General features: G+C 65.3%; 14 protein-coding genes. 5 read left to right on the top strand and 9 right to left on the bottom strand.

Annotated elements, in window-relative coordinates:
- Positions 1 to 557 precede the first annotated feature (557 nt).
- Positions 558 to 3,458 (top strand): autotransporter outer membrane beta-barrel domain-containing protein, encoded by a 2,901-nt coding sequence (locus KIP89_RS05380; protein ID WP_369807053.1) that lies wholly within the window; start codon positions 558 to 560, stop codon positions 3,456 to 3,458.
- A 93-nt stretch (positions 3,459 to 3,551) separates the two neighbouring features.
- On the opposite strand, the gene KIP89_RS05375 is transcribed toward KIP89_RS05380, so the two are convergent.
- Positions 3,552 to 4,487: a LysR family transcriptional regulator gene (locus KIP89_RS05375; RefSeq protein ID WP_213754360.1), complete on the bottom strand. Its 936-nt coding sequence runs from the start codon at positions 4,485 to 4,487 to the stop codon at positions 3,552 to 3,554.
- Between the two features lie 278 nt (positions 4,488 to 4,765).
- Here KIP89_RS05375 and KIP89_RS05370 point away from each other — a divergent pair, with 278 nt between their 5' ends.
- The 4 genes from KIP89_RS05370 (at position 4,766) to KIP89_RS05355 (ending at position 10,393) form a co-directional block, all read left to right on the top strand.
- The gene (locus tag KIP89_RS05370; protein ID WP_213754359.1) at positions 4,766 to 6,781 is read left to right on the top strand and encodes a TonB-dependent siderophore receptor; all 2,016 of its coding nucleotides are present in this window, start codon (positions 4,766 to 4,768) and stop codon (positions 6,779 to 6,781) included.
- 62 nt (positions 6,782 to 6,843) lie between these two features.
- Entirely contained in the window at positions 6,844 to 7,716 is an 873-nt protein-coding gene (locus KIP89_RS05365) for an iron-siderophore ABC transporter substrate-binding protein (protein ID WP_369807052.1), read from the top strand.
- Positions 7,713 to 9,686: a Fe(3+)-hydroxamate ABC transporter permease FhuB gene (gene fhuB / locus KIP89_RS05360; protein ID WP_213754358.1), complete on the top strand. Its 1,974-nt coding sequence runs from the start codon at positions 7,713 to 7,715 to the stop codon at positions 9,684 to 9,686. Before KIP89_RS05365 ends, fhuB begins: the two co-directional genes overlap by 4 nt.
- Complete coding sequence (locus tag KIP89_RS05355) at positions 9,683 to 10,393, top strand: siderophore-interacting protein (protein WP_213754357.1); 711 nt, start codon at positions 9,683 to 9,685, stop codon at positions 10,391 to 10,393. Before fhuB ends, KIP89_RS05355 begins: the two co-directional genes overlap by 4 nt.
- A gap of 108 nt (positions 10,394 to 10,501) precedes the next feature.
- Here KIP89_RS05355 and KIP89_RS05350 read toward each other — a convergent pair whose 3' ends face one another.
- The 8 genes from KIP89_RS05350 to KIP89_RS05315 all read right to left on the bottom strand — a co-directional run bounded on the left by KIP89_RS05350 (position 10,502) and on the right by KIP89_RS05315 (position 18,276).
- Entirely contained in the window at positions 10,502 to 11,932 is a 1,431-nt protein-coding gene (locus tag KIP89_RS05350; protein ID WP_213754356.1) for an aldehyde dehydrogenase family protein, read from the bottom strand.
- Between the two features lie 183 nt (positions 11,933 to 12,115).
- Positions 12,116 to 13,543 carry an MmgE/PrpD family protein gene (locus KIP89_RS05345; protein WP_213754355.1) on the bottom strand — a complete coding sequence of 476 codons (1,428 nt, stop codon included), beginning with the start codon at positions 13,541 to 13,543 and terminating at the stop codon, positions 12,116 to 12,118.
- On the bottom strand, positions 13,521 to 14,429 hold the full coding sequence (locus tag KIP89_RS05340) for an aminotransferase class IV (RefSeq protein WP_213754354.1): 909 nt from the start codon (positions 14,427 to 14,429) through the stop codon (positions 13,521 to 13,523). The genes KIP89_RS05345 and KIP89_RS05340 overlap by 23 nt, the downstream gene beginning before the upstream one ends.
- 12 nt (positions 14,430 to 14,441) lie before the next feature.
- On the bottom strand, positions 14,442 to 15,251 hold the full coding sequence (locus tag KIP89_RS05335; protein WP_213754353.1) for an amino acid ABC transporter ATP-binding protein: 810 nt from the start codon (positions 15,249 to 15,251) through the stop codon (positions 14,442 to 14,444).
- Positions 15,252 to 15,256: 5 nt separating this feature from the next.
- Positions 15,257 to 15,925, bottom strand: coding sequence for an amino acid ABC transporter permease (locus KIP89_RS05330; RefSeq protein ID WP_213754352.1), 669 nt, complete (start codon positions 15,923 to 15,925; stop codon positions 15,257 to 15,259).
- 5 nt (positions 15,926 to 15,930) lie between these two features.
- Positions 15,931 to 16,602, bottom strand: coding sequence for an amino acid ABC transporter permease (locus tag KIP89_RS05325; RefSeq protein ID WP_213754351.1), 672 nt, complete (start codon positions 16,600 to 16,602; stop codon positions 15,931 to 15,933).
- Positions 16,603 to 16,692: 90 nt separating this feature from the next.
- Positions 16,693 to 17,562, bottom strand: coding sequence for a transporter substrate-binding domain-containing protein (locus tag KIP89_RS05320; protein ID WP_213754350.1), 870 nt, complete (start codon positions 17,560 to 17,562; stop codon positions 16,693 to 16,695).
- A gap of 93 nt (positions 17,563 to 17,655) precedes the next feature.
- Complete coding sequence (locus tag KIP89_RS05315) at positions 17,656 to 18,276, bottom strand: helix-turn-helix domain-containing protein (RefSeq protein ID WP_213754349.1); 621 nt, start codon at positions 18,274 to 18,276, stop codon at positions 17,656 to 17,658.
- Positions 18,277 to 18,367 lie beyond the last annotated feature (91 nt).

Below are 18,367 nucleotides of genomic sequence, written 5' to 3'. Positions count from 1 at the left end.
GAAGGACAGCCGCCAGACCGGATTTTGTCGGATATCAGGCATCGGTCTCGCCGGCTTTCACATTCCCATGGACAGGCCGGTTGAAAACCAAAATGGCCGGACATCCGTGCCGTCACAAGAAGGGGAGGGTGTCTTTGGCCTCCCACGGAGCAAAGGGCTGGCTGGCCCGTGGCGGCACTGTGGATAGCGAGACAGCGCGTCGCGCAGGCTGAAGAGAGTTCAGTCGTATCCGTCATGCCGTTCCCGCATCGGCGGGTTGAATGTTGTTGGCGATATGGAGTCTATATTTTCTCATTTCCGCGCGAGTTGAATGCAATGGCTCATGAACACATCGAACATTTTGGCGGTTACATGACGTAGCGTCAGATGGGAGAAATAGCTTGAAACAACTCGATTCGAGCGCGGTTGAGGGTGGGCGTACCCAGCTACAGTTTCCCGCCGTGCCGAAATAGGACCAAGAAACGACATCGCTATTGATCGACTGGAACGATAACGTTCGGAAACACCGAATCCGGGGCGCGGGACCAGTTATGACAATTCGATCGCCGTCTTACGACGTGTCGCGCTCACGCGCGCTCGGCCTTGTTGCCTTCGGCCTCGGCGTGGGTGGTGTTCCTCTTGCGGCGCAGGCGGCTCCCGCGCCGTCGCCCACCACCTATCAGACGCTGAATTTCGGCACCAACGGCACGTTTCTCACCGGCATTCGCGGCGACAACATCGTCGGCAACTACACGATCCCCGGCACGACGGAGACCGGCGGCCTCTATTACAACATGACGACGCAGACCTGGTCGGCCATGCCGGAGGCGACCAGCAATGGGGCGAACTTCCCCGGCGCCATCGGCTCCTCGCCCTACGGGCCGAATTTCGGCAATCCCGGCGGCATTTTGCGGGTGGTCGGCAGCTACCAGACCTCGGCCTCGGCGCCCTATGACCTCAGCTATCTCTATGATGCCGCCAATGCGCCGGGCCAGCAGATCACGACGCTGATCTATCCGGGCGCCGACACGCTCTACACCATCGCGCACAGCACTTTCGGCAATCGGGCGGTCGGCAATTACGACACGCGCCTCGCGACCGGCAACGCCTTCATCTACAACATCGACACCGGCACCTACACCACCAACAACATTCCCGGCGCCATCAGCACCACGGCTTACGGCATCTATGGCGACAAGATCGCCGGCGGCTATGGCGAGGTGATGGTCGACGGCGTCATCCACGCCGAGCACGGCTATATCTACGATCTGACCAACGGCACCTATGTCACCTATGACCATCCCGGTGCGGTCGCCACCCATTTCGAGGGCATCACCGGTGCGGGGCGCTCCGGCGAGTACAACCTCGTTGTGAACTGGGTCACGGCCGATGGCGTGGTGCATCCGGCGGTCATGCATGTCGACGCTTTGGGCATTGTCACCTGGTACGAGATCGACATTCCCGGCGCGGTGGTGTCCTCCAACTCGGCCTATGGCGACAATGTCGTCGGCATCTATGTCGACGCCAACGGTATCAATGGTTATCTCGCCACCATTCCCGGCATCTACAACCCGATCCGCAACACGGGCGCGCTGTCCTCCAGCACGGACAATGACGCCGTGCTCTCCGGCATCATCGGCGACGACATCATCAACAGCGGGACCATCGCGGTCAGCGGCAATCTGGGCGTCGCCATTCGCGGCGACACTTATGGCGTGCTCACCAATACCGGCACGATCACGGCAACCGGCATCGCCGGCGCGGCGGTGGAGATGCACGGGCTCTATGGCACGTTGCTCAATTACGGCACGCTGCAGACGACAGCCGCCGCCGACGCGCTGCGCACCGGGGCGGACAGCTATGGCAGCGTGATCGTCAATACCGGCATCATCGACGGGCGCGTTGCCGCCACGGCGGGCGATGCCAAGCGGTTCGAGAACAGCGGCTGGTTCGGCGTCAGCGGCACCGGCATTCCGATCACCCATCTGTTCCGCGGCACCTTCGCGCAGACCTCGGTCGGCACCTATGCGATGCGCATGACCGGGCTGGGCGTCGACGCTTTCGAGATCACCGGCGCGGCACGGCTCGCCGGCACGCTCTCGGTCTCGTTCCAGACCGCGGATATCGCGCCGAGTTACGCCGTGCTGGCGGCGACGCAGGAGATCACCGGCGGCTTCGAGACGCTGACCACCGAGGGGCTGCCGGCTCTCTACGCGGCGAGCCTTGCCACCACGACCAACCTCGTCAGCCTCAACGTCGCCGCCGACCTCGGCGGCCTCGGCATCACGCCGAACCAGCAGGCGGTCGGCAGCGCGCTCGACAGCTTCATCAACACCCCGACCGGCGGCCTGCTCTCGCCCCTGCCGGAGGCACTGAGCCCGCTCTATGATCTCAGTGCGGACCAGTTGCCCGGCGCGCTCGCCGCGCTGTCCGGCGAGGCCTATGCCAGCACCCAGACGGTGGTGATCGGCGACAGCCAGTACAGCCGCCAGTCGGTGCTCGGGCGCCTGCGTCAGGGGGGCTATGGCGCGCAGCCCGGTCCGCTCGCGGCGCTGGGTTATGGTGGCCCGGTGCTCGCCTATGCGCCCCCGGCCGCCACCGGCGTGCCGTTTCCGGTCAAGGCCGAGGCGGCTTCTCCGGAACCGGCCTTCAACGGCACGCTGTGGGCGCAGGCCTTCGCCGGCCGCAGCGACTATGATGCGGGGTCGGCCAATGCCGAGGTCGACGCGACGCTGGGCGGCATCCTGTCCGGCGCGGATGTGCAGGTGGGCGGCTGGCTGATCGGCGCGGCGCTGGGCTACACCCAGTCAAGCGCCGACATCGACACGCTGGCCAGTTCCTCGGACGTCGACAGCGTACTGCTGGCGCTCTACGCGGGAACGAGCGATGGGCCGTGGAACCTGCGCCTCGGCGCCAGCTACGCCTTCAACCAGATCGACGCCTCCCGGACCATCGCCTATCCCGGCTATTCCGAACAGGCGAACGCCGATTACGACGGCAGCACCGCGCAGATCTTCGCCGAGATCGGCTATGGTTTCGCGGTGGAAAAACTGGCGCTGGAGCCCTTTGCCGGCCTGGCCTATGTCCATCTCCACACCGACAGCTTCAGCGAAACCGGCGCCACCGCCGGGCTCACGAGCGAATCCGCCTCGACCGGCGTCGGCTATTCCTCGCTCGGCCTGCGGGTCGCGACCACGATGGAACTTGCCAATGGCATGGAACTGAAGCCGCACGCCTCGCTCGCCTGGCAATATGCTTTCGGCGATATCACGCCGGAAGCGCAGATGGCGTTTCTCAGCGTGCCGGCGGCCAGCTTCACCGTGGCCGGCGTGCCGCTGGCGGAGAATACTGCTCTGCTGGAAGTCGGTCTCGATCTGCGCCTCAGCGAACAGGCAAGCCTTGGCGTGTCCTATCTCGGCCAGTACGCCGACAGCGTGACCGTCAACGCCGTGCAGGCCGGGCTGCGCTGGCGTTTCTAGACGGCGCCGCGCGTGTTGCGCGGCCGGAGCCTTGGATCGCTGTAGCTCTGCTCGTACCGCGTGCGTTGTCTTGGGGGGCTGCTCACCCCCGATTCATCCCTCGGCGGTGTAGGCCGCGGACCGATTATGCGTGATGAAGGCGCGCACTGCCGGGGACAGCTCGCTCTTGCGATGGGCGGTCGCGAGTTCGGACCTCGTATGGATGCCGCGAATATTGCAGTAGCGCACGCCGGGCAGCCTGAGACAGTCGAGCGATTTCGGAACCAGAGCGATGCCCAGTCCGACGGCGACCATGCTGGCGATCGTCGTGAAGTCCCTTCCGATCGGTCTGATGACGGGGCTGATGCCCGCTTCCTCGCAGGCCGTCGTCGTGTTGCGACGAAAGCCAACATCGGGAGCCTGGCGCGGGGTAATGAATTCGCGATCGGCGAGATCCACCAGATCCAGCGCCCCCGCGCTGGCGAGTGCGTCATCGGCAGGAAGGGCGACGACCAGACGCTCCTTCAGTATGACGCGCGTCACGACATTGGGCGGCAGGGGTGTGGGCGGGCGGATGAAGCCGAAATCAAGCCGCCCCTCGGAGATGCGGGAAAGTTGCTCGCCCATTTCCATTTCCACGAGCTGTAGTTCAACGTCTGGATGTGCCTTGCGGAAACTTGCGATCGAATGTGTGAGCACGCCGGCATAGGCAACGGAGGCGACGTAGCCGATCGAAATGCGGCCGGTCTCGCCGCGCCCTGCCTTGGTCACGGCGACGAGCGCCGCCTCCGCCGCGTTGAGCGTCTTGCGCGCCTCTTCAAGAAAGACTTCGCCGGCCAGCGTCAGCTTCATCAGGCGCTGTGTCCGGTCGAGCAGCGGTGTCTTTACGATCGACTCAAGCTTCATGATCTGCTGACTCAGCCCCGGCTGAGCGATGCCGAGGCGTTCCGCCGCTCGGGCAAAATTCTGCTCTTCCGCCAGCACGACGAAATACCGCAAATGCCGGATTTCAAAGGCTTCCTGTGTCTTCGGGCCAGAAACGCGCGTCATGATGTCAGCGATGCCAGATCGGAATTATTATAATCAAGAATGATGGGCTTGGGCTTCATCATAAACTTGGATTATCAAATTAGCGAGGTTGGCTTATTGGATCGCGGGCGGTCGCTATGACTATCTTGGCTCTCCTTCCAATATTCTGATCGATTCAGGTTATGCGCAGTCCATTTTACCGCCATACGTCTAATATTCTGGTCGCCTCAGTGGTATTTGCCGGAATTTCATCGGCATATGCGGAAGAAGACGCATCCATAGAGCTTGATACGATCAGCGTGGAAGGCCGTGGCCAGACACCCACGGGGCCGGTCAACGGCCTCGTCGCCGAACGCTCCTCGACGGGTACAAAGACCAACACGCCGATCGTCGAGACCGCGCAGAGCATCTCGGTGATCACGGCGGACCAGATTCGGCAGCAGAACGCGCTCTCGCTGAACGAGGCGCTGCGCTACACCGCGGGCGTGATCCCGGAGAGCCGCGGCGCCATCTCGACACGTTTCGACCTGTTCAAGATCCGGGGTTTCGACGCCGCGACCTATCTGAACGGTCTGCGCCTGATGAAGATGAACTTCGTCTCGCCACAGATCGACCCCTACCTTCTCGAGCGCATCGACGTGCTGAAGGGGCCGACCTCGGTGCTCTACGGCCAGGCGCCGACTGGCGGCATGGTCAACCAGATCATGAAGATGCCGCTGGCCCAGCCCTATCACGAGGTCGGAGCCGATGTCGGCAACTTCGCCTATCGCCGCGCCGTGGCCGATCTCTCCGGCCCCATCAGCAAGGACGGCTCGCTGCTCTACCGCGTGGCGGCGGTCGGCAGTGCCGGCAATGGCCAGATCGAGGACACGTCGGCGGAGCGTTTCGCGGTCGCCCCGACCCTGACCTGGAGGCCGAGCGACCAGACCAGCCTGACGCTGACGGCCTTCTACCAGCGCGACCCGGAGGCGAACTCCTACGCCGGTGTGCCCTCGATGGGCTCGGCCGTGTTTAATCCGAATGGCGTCATTCCTCGGGATTTCAATGCGGGCGAACCCGATATCGAGCAGTTTGACCGCACACAGGCGTCGCTCGGCTATCGGTTCGAGCATGCCGTCGACGACACGCTGGTGGTGCGGGCAAACGGGCAGTGGTTCGGCACCGAACTCGACTATGCCGGCGTCTATGGTCGCTCGCTCGGAGCCGACAACCGAACGCTGTCACGCTCGGTGACCTATTCCCATGACGAACTCAGCTCGTTCGCCTTCGACAACCAGATCGAGAAGACGTTCGAGACCGGCGCGCTGCGCCACACCCTGCTCGTCGGTTTCGACGCGCAGGCCTATGATGGCTTCTATAATTCGGGCAGTGGAACCGCGCCCTCGATCGACATCTTCAATCCGGTCTACGGCAAGACGGTCGTGATGCCGGCCCTGCGCCGCACCGATGTGGACGGTACCCAGTATGGGCTCTATGCCCAGGACCAGATCCGCATCGGCAACTGGATCGCCACCCTGGCCATCCGCCAGGACTGGGCGGAAAGCACGACCCGCAGCACCACGCTGCAAAAGCAGGACGATTCCGCGCCCAGCACCCGCTTCGGCCTGCTCTACCATTTCGACAACGGCCTCGCCCCCTATGTGAGCTACGCCGAATCCTTCACGCCGATCGCCGGCACCGATTTCAACGGCGATGCCTTCGAGCCTGAACAGGGAACGCAATATGAGGTGGGCATCAAGTACCAGCCGCCCGGCACCGACCTGCTGATCACCGCGGCCTATTTCGATCTGACGCGCCAGAACCTTCTGACGTCGGACCTCGCCCATATCGGCTACTCGGTCCAGATCGGCGAGGCGCGCTCGCGCGGCTTCGAGTTCGAGGCCAAGGCCCAGTTGCAGGACGGCTGGTCGGTCCTCGCCGCCTATACCCATCTGGACACGAAATACACGCAGGACAATAGCGGCCTGGAGGGCCTCGTCCCCGTCGGCGTGCCCGACGATATGGCCTCGCTCTGGGTGCATTACGACGTCCAGCCGGGCTCGCCCTTTTACGGGCTCGCGGGTGCCGTCGGCGTCCGCTATATCGGGTCGAGCTACAACACCAACAACACGATCGAGCTTCCAGACGTGACGCTGTTCGACGCCGCGCTGTCCTACGATTTCGGCAAGAAATATGCGGAACTCGATGGCTGGCGGTTGCAGGTCAACGCCAAGAACCTGACGGATGAGACCTATCTGGCCTCTTGCTACACGTCGACGACCTGCGCCTATGGCTACGGCCGGACGGTGAGCGCGGGTCTCTACTACCGCTGGTGACGCCGGCCGGTGCGCAAATACAGATGTCCTCGCGACCTCGGCCAGCTTTTGGGATATCCGTTGTGAACGGCCTCACCCGGCGAACGCTCTGTACGGGCCTTGCCGCCTCAATTGCGGGGGTGGGGATGCCCGCCTGCGCCACGGAGCGTCTTAGGGTCCGGGTCGCTGCGATCGACTGGGCGATGCTGGAGACAGCCATCGCCATGGGTGTCGAGGTGGTCGCCGCGGCGGAGTTGCGGCTCTATCGCCAGATGGTGGTCGAGCCCGCCATGCCGCCCGGTGTCTCTGATCTCGGCCTGCGCGGCAGCCTGAACTATGAGGCACTTCTGCGCGCCGCTCCGGACCTGATCCTTTCCGCGCCGTGGTACGTGAAATATCAATCCAATCTGAGCCGCATCGCACCCGTCCATAGCTTCCGCATCGACCAGCGCGGGCGTTCGCCCTATGAGCCCGCCATGGAGGCGGCACGGGAGCTAGGGCGGCTCACGGGGAGCGGCGAGAGGGCGGAAAACCTCATAATCGAGGTGGCGGCGGAAATCAGCGCGCAGCGGGAGCGGCTTGCGAGGCGGCGGGGCGACGCCTTCTGCATCATCAATATCGGCGATCCCCGGCATTTTCGAGTGTTCGGCGCCGACAGCATGCAGGGTCATGTGCTCGACAGCCTCGGCCTACGCAATGCCTGGGCAGGCCAGACACGGTATTCGGCTCAGGCTCCGGTCGATCTCGTGTCGTTGGCGAATGTGGGCGATGCCGACATCATCATCGTCCGCCCGATTCCATCGGATGCGCTGCGCGTGCTGCCCGAGAGCCCTCTCTGGAACGCCTTGCCGGCGGTCGCCCAAGGCCGGGTGCATGTCATCGACCCAGTCAATCCGTTTGGCGGGCTGCCGACCGCGCGTCGCCTCGCCCGCCTGCTGGGCAACGCACTCGCATGATGCCTGACGACATCGCCTCACGCCGCCACATCCTGTTGCTGTGCCTGCTGCTCGCCATGCTGTCGCTTGCTCTGTTTGGCTGGTCGCTGGTGGACGTTTTTTCCGCGAATGGCTCCATCGCCGCAATGAACCCTTCCGGCAGGTTCGCCGGCCTGATCGCGCTTCACAGCCTTGCTCCGCGCTATCTGGTCGGACTTCTGGCGGGGGCGGCCCTCGGGCTGGCAGGGGTGCTGCTGCAGATCGTGTTGCGCAACACGCTTGCCGATCCGTCGAGCCTCGGCGTAGCCGCCGGCGCCCATCTCGCCATTGTCGCCGCGACAGCTTTCGCCCCCGAACTCGGCGGCTTTCCGCGCGAGAGCGTTGCCTTCGCGGGTGGGCTGGTCGCCGTCTTCATCGTTCTTGGCCTGTCCTGGCGACGCTCCTTCGAGCCGGCGACCGTGGTGGTGGCGGGCATGATGGTGGGGCTGCTCTGTGCCTCGCTCACGGCCACCATCATCCTCTACAGCGGCCAGTATCTGACCTCCCTGTTTCTCTGGGGCGGCGGCTCGCTCGCACAACAGAACTGGATGCCGCCGCTCGATCTTGCCGTGCGCTTCGTACCGGCCTTCGTTATCTCGATGCTGTTCGTGCGCGCGCTGACCCTGCTGACACTCGATGATCAGGGGGCGCGTGCGCTGGGACTATCGGTATCAGCTGTACGGCTCGCCATACTCGTTCTCGCCGTGGCTCTTTCGGCGGCTGTCGTCTCGCAGGTCGGCGTGATCGGCTTTGTCGGTCTCGCTGCGCCAAATCTCGCGCGGCTCATGGGAGCGCGGACGGTACGCCTTGTCCTGCCGCTGTCGCCGCTTCTGGGCGCCCTGATGCTGAGCGTCACCGACGGCCTCGTGCAGGCGATCGATCGGGCCAGCCGCTTCGACATGCCAACCGGCGCGGTTACCGCGCTGTTTGCCGGACCGGTGCTGTTCTGGCTATCCAGCCGGCTGCGCGCGGCGCGTCCGGATTTGCGGGCGGATGGATTGACGGAATCGTCGCGCCGCCAGCTGTTTCCGGCCATTCTCGGCAGCCTCGCCCTTGTCACGGCATTGGCGCTGCTGGTCGGGCGGAGCGAGATCGACATCGGGTTCGATTCTCTCTCGACGGTCGCAACGCTGCTTCCCTGGCGCGCGCCGAGGCTCGTTGCCGCGATGGCCGGCGGCGCCATGCTGGCGACCGCGGGTTGCCTCCTTCAGCGCATGACGTCGAATCCCCTGGCGAGCCCGGAAGTGCTCGGGGTGAGTTCGGCGGCGATCCTGGCCATGGCGATCAGCGTCTTTGCCGCCCCCGCGATGGGGCTGGCGGGACAGATCGCCGGCGCGACGCTGGGCGCGATCCTCGGCTTCGCCGTCCTGATCGTCGCGGCTCGCGGAGGCGCCTTCGAGGGCAACCGCATGCTGCTCGCGGGCGTCGCCCTGGGTTCCTTCTGCGGCGCCGCATTGACGATTCTGATGACGCGCGGAGGCATGGAGGCGGGGATGATCCTCGCCTGGCTCACCGGCGCGACGGCGCATGTCGATCCTGCGATTGCCGTGGTGACAGCTGTTCTCGCCGTCGTCCTCATCTTCCCGGCATTGCTGCTGTCGCGATGGCTCGACCTGCTGTCCCTCGGGAGTGAGATGCCGGCGGCGCTCGGCCTTGCCATGATACGGACGCGACTGGTCCTGCTCACTCTTGCCGCGTTGCTGACAGGCGCTGCCGCGCTGACCCTCGGGCCTGTGAGCTTTGTCGGCCTGATGGCGCCGCACATCGCCCGCCATACGGGCGCAGCCGATGCGAGGAGCCTGGTGGCGATCTCGGCGGCGCTCGGAGCCTTGCTGATGGGCGTAGCCGACCTCGCTTCACGGCTCGCCTTCTACCCCTACCAGATGCCGATCGGCCTGTTCGCTTCGCTCATCGGCACGCCCTATCTTCTTTACATGCTGGCTCGGCGATGACGGCGGCATCCCCCGATGTGATCACTGTTTGCGACGCCGGTCTCGCGCGGCGGACGATGACAGTCGTGCGCGTCGCGGACCTCTCGCGACGGATGCGTCGCATCACCCTGAGCGGCGCCGATCTCACGCCCTTCGATGCGCCCCGGCAATTGCATGTGAGGCTGTCGATCGGAGAGGGCGAATGCCGGGCGACGCGCCTCTACACGATCCGGCGGATCAATGCGGATGCTGGCGAGATGGACATCGACTTCTTTCTGCATGACACGCCGGGGCCGGCCTGCGGCTGGGTGGCACAGGCGCAGGCCGGTGCCACATGCGAGATCGCCGGACCGGTGGGGCGTCCTGTCGGCGCGGCCGACTGGCACATCTTCGCCGGCGACGAGACGGCCCTGCCGGCAATTTCACGGATTGTCGAGGCCCTGCCGGTCTCGGCGGTTGGCATCGCCGTGCTGAGCGTGGGGACGCGGGAGGAACGGATCGGGTTTTCTCACCCTCCCGGCATTCTCGTCCGCTGGGTTCATCCCGGCCGCGGAGAGACCGTCGGTGACCGGCTTTTCGTTGCGGTCTCGGCCCTCGTGCCACCAGCAGGCGCCACCGTATTTGCCTGGGCCGGCGCACATGCCGATTGCGCCCGACGTCTGAAAAAGCACTGGGAAGCGTCCGGGATCGGCGACGCGCAACGCCTCACCGTCGCCTATTGGCGATAGCCGTGGCGGGAATGTGCGGGCGTGCCATGGGATCAAGGATGAGCCTATGGCATGGGCTCGCCAAAACGGCCGGCACCATCTGATGCCGGCCGTCCTGAGCATTGTCGATCAGGCGCCGTAGCCGACGATGCCCTTGATCTCCAGGAAGTCGCGCAGGCCGAAATCGGCGTATTCGCGCCCGTTGCCGGACTGCTTGTAGCCGCCGAAGGGCGCGAACAGGTCCCAGTCCGGATAGTTCAGATAGACCGAGCCGGCCCGCAGCTTGCCGGCGACGCGGCGTGCTTCCTCGATGTCCGTCCCCTGGATATAGGCGGCCAGCCCATAAGGCGTGTCGTTGGCGATGGCGATGGCCTGATCGACGCTGTCATAGGGGAGGATCGACAGCACCGGGCCGAAGATTTCCTCGCGCTCGATGCGCATGCCGGGCTTCACATGGCCGAACACGGTCGGCTTGACGAAATAGCCGGTCTCCAGCCCTTCCGGCTTGCCGGTACCGCCGACCACCAGCGTCGCGCCCTCGTCGATGCCGGCCTGGATGAGGTCCTGCACCTTGGCGAACTGCACGTCGCTGACCAGCGGGCCGATCTGCGTCTCGGTGTCGGTGGGGGCGCCGACGCGCACGGTCGCGGCCGTGCTGCGGGCGATCTCCAGCGCCTCGTCATGGCGGGCGGCGGGCACCAGCATGCGGGTCGGCGCGTCGCAGGACTGGCCGGTATTGGAGAAGCAGGACAGCACGCCCTGGGACACGGCGGCTTCGAGGTCGGCATCCGGCAGCACGATATTGGCGGACTTGCCGCCGAGTTCCTGCGCCACGCGCTTCACCGTCGCCGCGGCGTTGCGCGCGACATCAATGCCGGCGCGCGTCGAGCCGGTGAAGGACACCATGTCGATGTCGGGATGGGAGGACAGCGCCGCGCCGACTTCCGGGCCGGTGCCGTTCACCAGATTGAACACACCCTTGGGGAAGCCGGCCTCGTGCATGATCTCGGCGAAGACGACGCCGGAGATCGGGGCGATCTCGGAAGGCTTCAGCACCATGGTGCAGCCGGCGGCGATGGCGGGCGCGACCTTGCACATGATCTGGTTGAGCGGCCAGTTCCACGGCGTGATGAGGCCGACGACGCCGACCGGCTCATGGGTGACGCGGGTGGTGCCGCGCGTCTCGTCGAACTCGAAGTTACGGAACGCCTCGATGGTCGCCTTCAGATGGCCAAGACCCGCATAGGCCTGCGAGTCGCGGGCGCGGGCGATGGGCGAGCCCATCTCATGGCTGATCGCCTGCGCGACATCCTCATAGCGGCGCTCATAGACGGCGAGCAGGCTCTCCAGAAGGGCAAGGCGCTTCTCCTTGGAGGTGAACTGGAAGCTCGCAAACGCCGTGCGGGCGGCGGCCACGGCGCGGTCGACATCGGCCTGCGTGCCGAGCGAAATGGTGGCGAACACCTGCTCGGTCGCCGGATCGACCACGCCGAGCGGGCGATTCTCGATCGGGTCGACAAAGGCACCATCAATGTAGAATTTCTGGGTGTTGGGGGACATGCGGGTCTCGTTTCTCTTCAGGAACGCAAATGTCGAAATACCGGATCAGACCGGATCGGCGCGTCGGTAGGCGAAGCTAGCATGCCCAGCGCCGGCAGGGGTGGGACGCCGGGCTCGCGCAGCGGGGAATCGGTCAGCTCTCCGCCGGGCTCTCGAACCCGGCGAAATGCTTGCTCACCCCTTTCAGCCGCAGCCGTGCCGGGAGAGAGCGGCGCCCAGATCCGGCACCGTCTCGATGCGCGCGATGAGGCCGAGTAAATCGGCGGCGCTCTCGGCACCGAGCGCGACGCGCGCATTGCCGAGGAATTTTTCCGCGACCACGCTGTCCGGCAGCGGACGGCGCACACCGCCCGGCGCATCGACGACGAGCGGAGAGCCATATGCCGTGCCGTCCTTCAGCCGGATATCGACCCGCCCCGCCGGGCGCCGCTGGCCGTTCATCAGTTCGCTCGCCTCGGCATCGACAACGCCGCTCACGCGCCCTGCAAGGGCCCTCAACACCGGCGAGGTCATAGGGCCGGCATCGTACCAGCGCGACCGGTCAAGACGCAGCGCAAGAGCCGCCAGCGTGTAGGGGAAGGAGAACTGCGCATCGTTGATGCTGAGCGGCGACCCATCCATGAAGTCGCGCCGCAGCGCGGCGTCGGTATGCACGGTGATGGCCTCGATCGCGTCGGCCGGGATGGTGTGCTCGGCCAGCAGGGTCTCGAAGGCGTCAAGCGTGGTGTGCATCCAGCGGCAGGCCGGGTAGGGCTTCAGGGTGTTGAAGCCGAGCGTCCAGTTTTGGCCCAGCCCCTCGGTAAGTCGTTCCGGCTCGAACCGGTCGGAACCGAGCATGCGCCACAGGCCCGAGGGGCCGTCGAGTATCGCCTTGGCACCGACCAGCCCGGCGCGGTGCAGGCTGACGCCGCGCACACCGGCTTCCGCCGCCGGAGCGAGGAAATCCTTGAAGGTGACGAGCGGCCGGCGCTCCCAATTGTATTTCCGCAGGCTCGGCACATTGGCGAAGGTGCCGGCAAAGCCGAGCGCATTCTCCATGGCCGCGTCATCGAGGTCCATGAGCCTGCCATAGGCGATGGCGGCCCCGATCGCCTGATGCTGGCACACGCCATAGACCAGCCGAAAACGCTCGATGCTCGGCTGCATGGCGCGGATCAGCCGGTTGTTGACCTCATAGGCCAGCGCCACGGCGGTGACGAAGTCCGCTCCGGTGACCGTCCGCTCGAAGCAGGCGCTGAGCGCGGCGGCGACGATGGAGGCGCCGGGATGCCCCATGCCACGGCCCATTTCGTCATCCAGCCCATCGTCGAAATCGAGCGCATTCATCGCCGCGGCATTGACGAAAGCGGCAGCGACCGGGCCGAGCCCCTCGCTCTCGCCCAGCACGCGGCAGGGGCCGGGGCGGGCTTCGATGCGGGTCGCGGCAAGGATACGCCGCTGCATTTCGGTCGACGCACCGGCAAGGCCGCAGCCGATACTATCGAGGATGTGGGTGCGTGCCTTCGCCCGGATCGTCGCCGGGATCGCCGCGCCGTCAAATCCCGCGGCGAAGCGGGAGATGGCGGCGGTGAGGCCCGATCCGTCAGCGTCAGGCGAGGAAGGTGCGGTCATAAAGATCCGACAGGCGTTGGGTCATCGGGCAAGGCAGCGCGGCGCCGATCGGCCGCCCGTCGAGGCTGCGCACCGGCGTGACGCCGCCGAAGGTGCCGGTCACGAAGGCCCCGTCGGCATTGTAGGCCTCGGCGAGGGTAAAGTCGGTCTCGCGGCAGGGTATGCCTTCCCGCGCGCAGAGTTCGAGCACCTTCCGCCGGGTGATGCCCTTGAAGCAGGTGCGACCGGTCGAGGTGAGCACTTCGCCGCGCTTCACGATGAAGAAATTGGTCGAGTTGCAACTGGCGACGAAGCCGCCCGGGTCCAGCATCAGCGCCTCATGGGCGCCGGCGGCGATGGCTTGCAGCAGCGGGCGGATGAAGTTCAGCCGGCTGTGCGAATTGAGGTGCAGGTCGAAGCTGTCCGGCCCGGAGGTGCGGAAGGTCGAGGTGAACAGCTTGATGCCGGCCCTCTTGATCTCCGGATCGGGCACCTTGAACTCGGCGGTGATGGCGATGGTCGGCTTGCCGAGCGCGTTGCGCGGGTCCTGATGCACCGTGTGCTTCTCGCCGCGCGTCACCATCAGGCGGATATGGCCACCGTCCGTCATGTCGTTGGCGGCGCACAGTTCTTCCAGCGCCGCGCGCAACTGCGCCTTGGTCATGCCGATGTCGAGGGCGATGGTGTTGGCACCCTCAAAGAGCCGGTCCAGATGATCGTCGACCAGCACCAGCCGGTCCTTCGCCATGCGGATGCCTTCCCACACGCCGTCACCCAGGCCGAAGCCGGCGTCGAAGATCGACACCATCGCCTGCGCCCGCTTCACCAGACGGCCGTTGAGCCAGATCCACAGATCGTGGTTGCGCGGGTCCTCGAGCGGCGTCTGGGCGCCCTTTTCCTCAACCATGTTCGATCTCGCTCAGAAGTGGAACGCTGAAAAGCGGCGCAGGAAGGCCTGCGTGCGCTCCTCGCGCGGGTTCTTCAGCACCTCGTCGGGGGTGCCTTGCTCATGGATGCGCCCCTCGTGCAGGAACAGCACCCGTGTCGCGAAATGATAGGCAAAGCCGAGCTCGTGCGTGACCAGCAGCATGGTCCGCCCCTCCTTCGAGAGGCCGAGAATGACGTCGAGCACCTCGCCGACCAGTTCCGGGTCGAGCGAGGAGGTCGGCTCGTCGAACAGCAGGATCTCCGGCTCCATGGCGAGCGCGCGGGCGATGGCGACACGCTGCTGCTGGCCGCCGGACAGGCGCTGCGGGTATTGCTCCGCCTTGTCGGACAGGCCAACGCGCTTGAGATAGTCCTGCGCCGTGGCGCGAGCCTCCTTGCGGTTCATGCCCTTCACCGTCACCGGACCTTCCATGACGTTTTCGAGGACGGTCATGTGGGGGAACAGGTTGAATTGCTGGAAGATCATGCCGACGCGGGTGCGCAGGCGGCGCAGCTCGCCCGATCGCGCGGTAATCGCCCCGCCACGCCCCTCGACGCCGATGGAGGTGCCATCGAGGGCGATGCGCCCGGCGCTCGGCGTCTCCATGAAGTTTATACAGCGCAGGAGCGTGCTCTTGCCGGAACCGGATGAGCCGAGAATGGCGATGCGCTCGCCGGCGGCGACCTTCAGGTCGATGCCTTTGAGCACCTCATTGCTGCCGAAGCTCTTGTGCAGCCCCTCGACCGCGAGAACCGGGGGGGCCAGAACCGGGGGCACACTCGCCGATGTCACGTCCACCATGGCGATCAGGCTCCCTTGGAATTGAGGCGACGCTCAAGCGCGTAGGCGGCCAGCGTTCCCGGGTAAATGAGGACGAAATAGATCACCGCGACGATGGTGAAGGTCTCGAGCGGCAGGAAGGTCTGCGTGCTCAGCATCTTCGCCTCGTACATCAGCTCCTGCACGGTGATGGTGGAGGCGATGGAGGTCATCTTGGCAAGCTCGACACCGCGATTGGTGAAGGCGGGCACCATGCGGGAAAACGCCTGCGGCACCGCCACGCGGCGCAGCAACTGCCATTCGCTCATACCGATGGCGCGCCCTGCCTCCCATTGCCCGGCCGGCAGTGATTGCAAGCCGGCGCGCCAGATTTCAGCGCAATAGGCTGAGGTGTTGAGGAACAGGCCGAGCGCGGCGGCGGTGAAGGCGCTCGGCTGCCAGCCGGAGAGGGCGGGCAGGGCGTAATAGAACCAGATCAGCTGCACCAGCACCGGGGTGTTGCGGAAGATCTCGATATAGGCGGTGGCGATCAGGTTCGGCACCCGGAGCGCCGACCCGCGCGCGAGGCCGATGAACAGCCCGCAGACTAGCGCGCCGGAAAAGGCGATGGCGAAAAGCAGGATGGTGAGCTTCAGCCCGCGCAGCAGAAGGTCGCTATTCGCCAGGATTTCGCCGAACTGGAAGGTGTAATTCATGGCGATCACCGGGCCGCGCGGCGCGCGAGGCGGTGTTCCACCGCGCGCATGCCGAGGCTGGCGACGAACAGCACGGTGAAGAACATCACCGCCACCGTCGAATAGATCTCCATCGGACGGTAGGTCTGCGTCGCCAGCACCATCGCCTTGTAGACCAGCTCGCCATAAGTCAGCGTCGCCGCGAGCGAGGTGGTCTTCACCAGCTCGAAGGAACGCTCCATCAGCGGCGGGATCATGCGGCGGAAGGCCTGCGGCAGGATGATGCGGCGCATCAGCTGCACGTGGCTCATGCCGATGGCGCGGCCGGCTTCCCACTGCCCGCGATCGACCGAAATGATGCCGCCGCGAAACACTTCCGCGAAAAAGGCACCGGACTGTACCGAAAGTGCTGCCGCCGCTGCCGCGAAGGGCGTCAGGCTGATGCCCGTGAGAATGGGCAGGCCATAGAAATACCAGAAGAAATGCACCAGCGGCGGGGTGTTGCGGTAGAATTCGATGATCGCGGTCGCGGGGATTGAAACGATACGCGACGGCGCCAGCCGGCCCATGGCGAGGACAAGCCCGATGGCGAGGCCGAGTCCGATCGAGAAGCCGGAAAGCTTCAGCGTGTTGACCAGCCCTTCCAGCAAAACGCCGAAGTTCAGCCATACCGGCCGGAAGTCCCACACATATTGCATTCGGTTCGGCCTTGCCGGGCTGCGATGAGCGGACGGGCGCAATAATAAAACGGCGCGCCGGATTCAGGCGGCGCGCCGATCGAGGGATAATCAGGCCTTCCAGCGTTCGCGCATGATCGCCGGCGTCGAGGCCGGATCGATGCCGCGGAAGGCGAGATAGTCCTCGAAGATCTTTTGCGTCTGGCCGGTGGCGTAGAAATAGCCGAGGCAGACGCCGAGCCAGTCGCGCCAGCTCTTGTCGGCAACGTTCGGCACCGCGGCGCTGGACGGGGATTCGCGCAGCGGCTGCGGCAGGATCACCTTGCCCCGCTTGAGCCGCGACTGCAGCATCACCAAGGCCGGGTGGAACAGCGAGATGCCGTCCATGCGCCCGGCGATGAAGGCCGCGCCGGTCTCGTCCGCGCTGGGGAAACGCTCGATGGTCGCCTTGGGCAGGCGCACCGTTATGTCGCGATCCGGCGACGTGCCGAGCACCACGCCGATGCGGAATTCCGGCTTGTTCATCTCCTCCCAAGTGCTGGCCGTCACGCCGTCGGCGAGCAGAACGCCCTGCGCGTACCAGAACATGGGCTGCACGGGGAAATCCACCGCCAGAGCCCGCTGCGGCGTCGCATCCATGGTGAACATGACGTCGAACTGGCCGGCCTGCAAAGCGGCCACCGCATTGCCCCAGGTGGTCTCGACCGGAACCGGCTTCACGCCGAGTTCCTTCGCCACCGCGACGCCGGCGCCCCAGCCGAGGCCATACCACTCACCGGACCGCTGGTCCTTGTAGAACCACGGCTCGCCCGGTGCGACACCGATGCGGAGTTCGCCGCGATCCCGGATCGCCTTGAGCGTACTGCCGGCGGGGGCGTCCTGGGCGAGCACCGGGCCGGAGCCGGCGCCAAGGACGGCAGCCGCCCCGACAAGCGATCCGGCGGCCAGGAAGGTGCGGCGGTTACCGACATTTTCGGTCATGTGATCATCCTCTGGAAATGGATGGCAAGGCGTTCATTTTGGGGTTTTGATGGGAGTTTCTTATAGGAACATTTTATTCCCAATGAGAAAGTGTCAAGGAGTTTCCGGCGGCGTCTCGTCGAAACGGAGGCTTTGATCGGCGGCGCAGACCCAGAAAATCTCCGCGTCCTCCGCGCCTGCGCTCAGGAGGGCGTGCCCCATCGTGCTGTCGAAATAGACGCTGTCGCCCTCTTCGAGGGTCACCGGCGCGTAGAATTCGGTGAGCAGCGTCACGCGGCCCTTCAGCACCAGCACGATTTCCTCGCCGGCATGGGCGACGAGACTGCCGAACTCATGGGCCTCATGCGCCCGCAGCCGCGCCTTCATCGGCTGCATGCGCTTGGCGGTGAGGTCCGAGCACAGCATCTCCAGCGTATAGGCGCGTGTGCGGATGTAGTCGCCTCCACCTGCCCGCGTGAGGGACCGACGGCCATGCGGCGCCTGTTTGCGCGCGGAGGAGAACAGTTCGGAGATATCGACGCCAAGCCCTTGGGCGAGGCGGATGATGTTGTCATAGGTCGGCGAGAGCAGGCTGTTCTCGATTTTCGAGATTGCCGACGGCGAGATGCCCGCCCGTTCGGCCACCTGCTTGATGGTGAGGCCAGCACGGGTCCGCAGACCACGCACCCGAACGCCGAGTTCGATTCCATCGGCCTTATCGGCCTTAACGTCCATCGCGGCGTCTCCGACAGGAATGCGGACCAACAGCCGCTATCAGAACACTACGGCAGCAAACGAACAATACATTCCTATAGGAAAGTTATCG

Source organism: Ancylobacter radicis, assembly GCF_018449475.1.
In the GTDB taxonomy this organism is placed as follows: domain Bacteria; phylum Pseudomonadota; class Alphaproteobacteria; order Rhizobiales; family Xanthobacteraceae; genus Ancylobacter; species Ancylobacter radicis.
The sequence above is the reverse complement of the archived record's forward strand: the minus strand, read 5'-3'. Positions and strand labels throughout refer to the sequence as shown.

Excerpts from the sequence above, each read along its gene's own strand:
- KIP89_RS05375 (WP_213754360.1), bottom strand. The coding sequence starts at position 4,487 with ATGACGCGCGTTTCTGGCCCGAAGACACAGGAAGCCTTTGAAATCCGG.
- fhuB (WP_213754358.1), top strand. The coding sequence starts at position 7,713 with ATGATGCCTGACGACATCGCCTCACGCCGCCACATCCTGTTGCTGTGC.
- KIP89_RS05355 (WP_213754357.1), top strand. The coding sequence starts at position 9,683 with ATGACGGCGGCATCCCCCGATGTGATCACTGTTTGCGACGCCGGTCTC.
- KIP89_RS05350 (WP_213754356.1), bottom strand. The coding sequence starts at position 11,932 with ATGTCCCCCAACACCCAGAAATTCTACATTGATGGTGCCTTTGTCGAC.
- KIP89_RS05345 (WP_213754355.1), bottom strand. The coding sequence starts at position 13,543 with ATGACCGCACCTTCCTCGCCTGACGCTGACGGATCGGGCCTCACCGCC.
- KIP89_RS05340 (WP_213754354.1), bottom strand. The coding sequence starts at position 14,429 with ATGGTTGAGGAAAAGGGCGCCCAGACGCCGCTCGAGGACCCGCGCAAC.
- KIP89_RS05335 (WP_213754353.1), bottom strand. The coding sequence starts at position 15,251 with ATGGTGGACGTGACATCGGCGAGTGTGCCCCCGGTTCTGGCCCCCCCG.
- KIP89_RS05330 (WP_213754352.1), bottom strand. The coding sequence starts at position 15,925 with ATGAATTACACCTTCCAGTTCGGCGAAATCCTGGCGAATAGCGACCTT.
- KIP89_RS05325 (WP_213754351.1), bottom strand. The coding sequence starts at position 16,602 with ATGCAATATGTGTGGGACTTCCGGCCGGTATGGCTGAACTTCGGCGTT.
- KIP89_RS05320 (WP_213754350.1), bottom strand. The coding sequence starts at position 17,562 with ATGACCGAAAATGTCGGTAACCGCCGCACCTTCCTGGCCGCCGGATCG.
- KIP89_RS05315 (WP_213754349.1), bottom strand. The coding sequence starts at position 18,276 with ATGGACGTTAAGGCCGATAAGGCCGATGGAATCGAACTCGGCGTTCGG.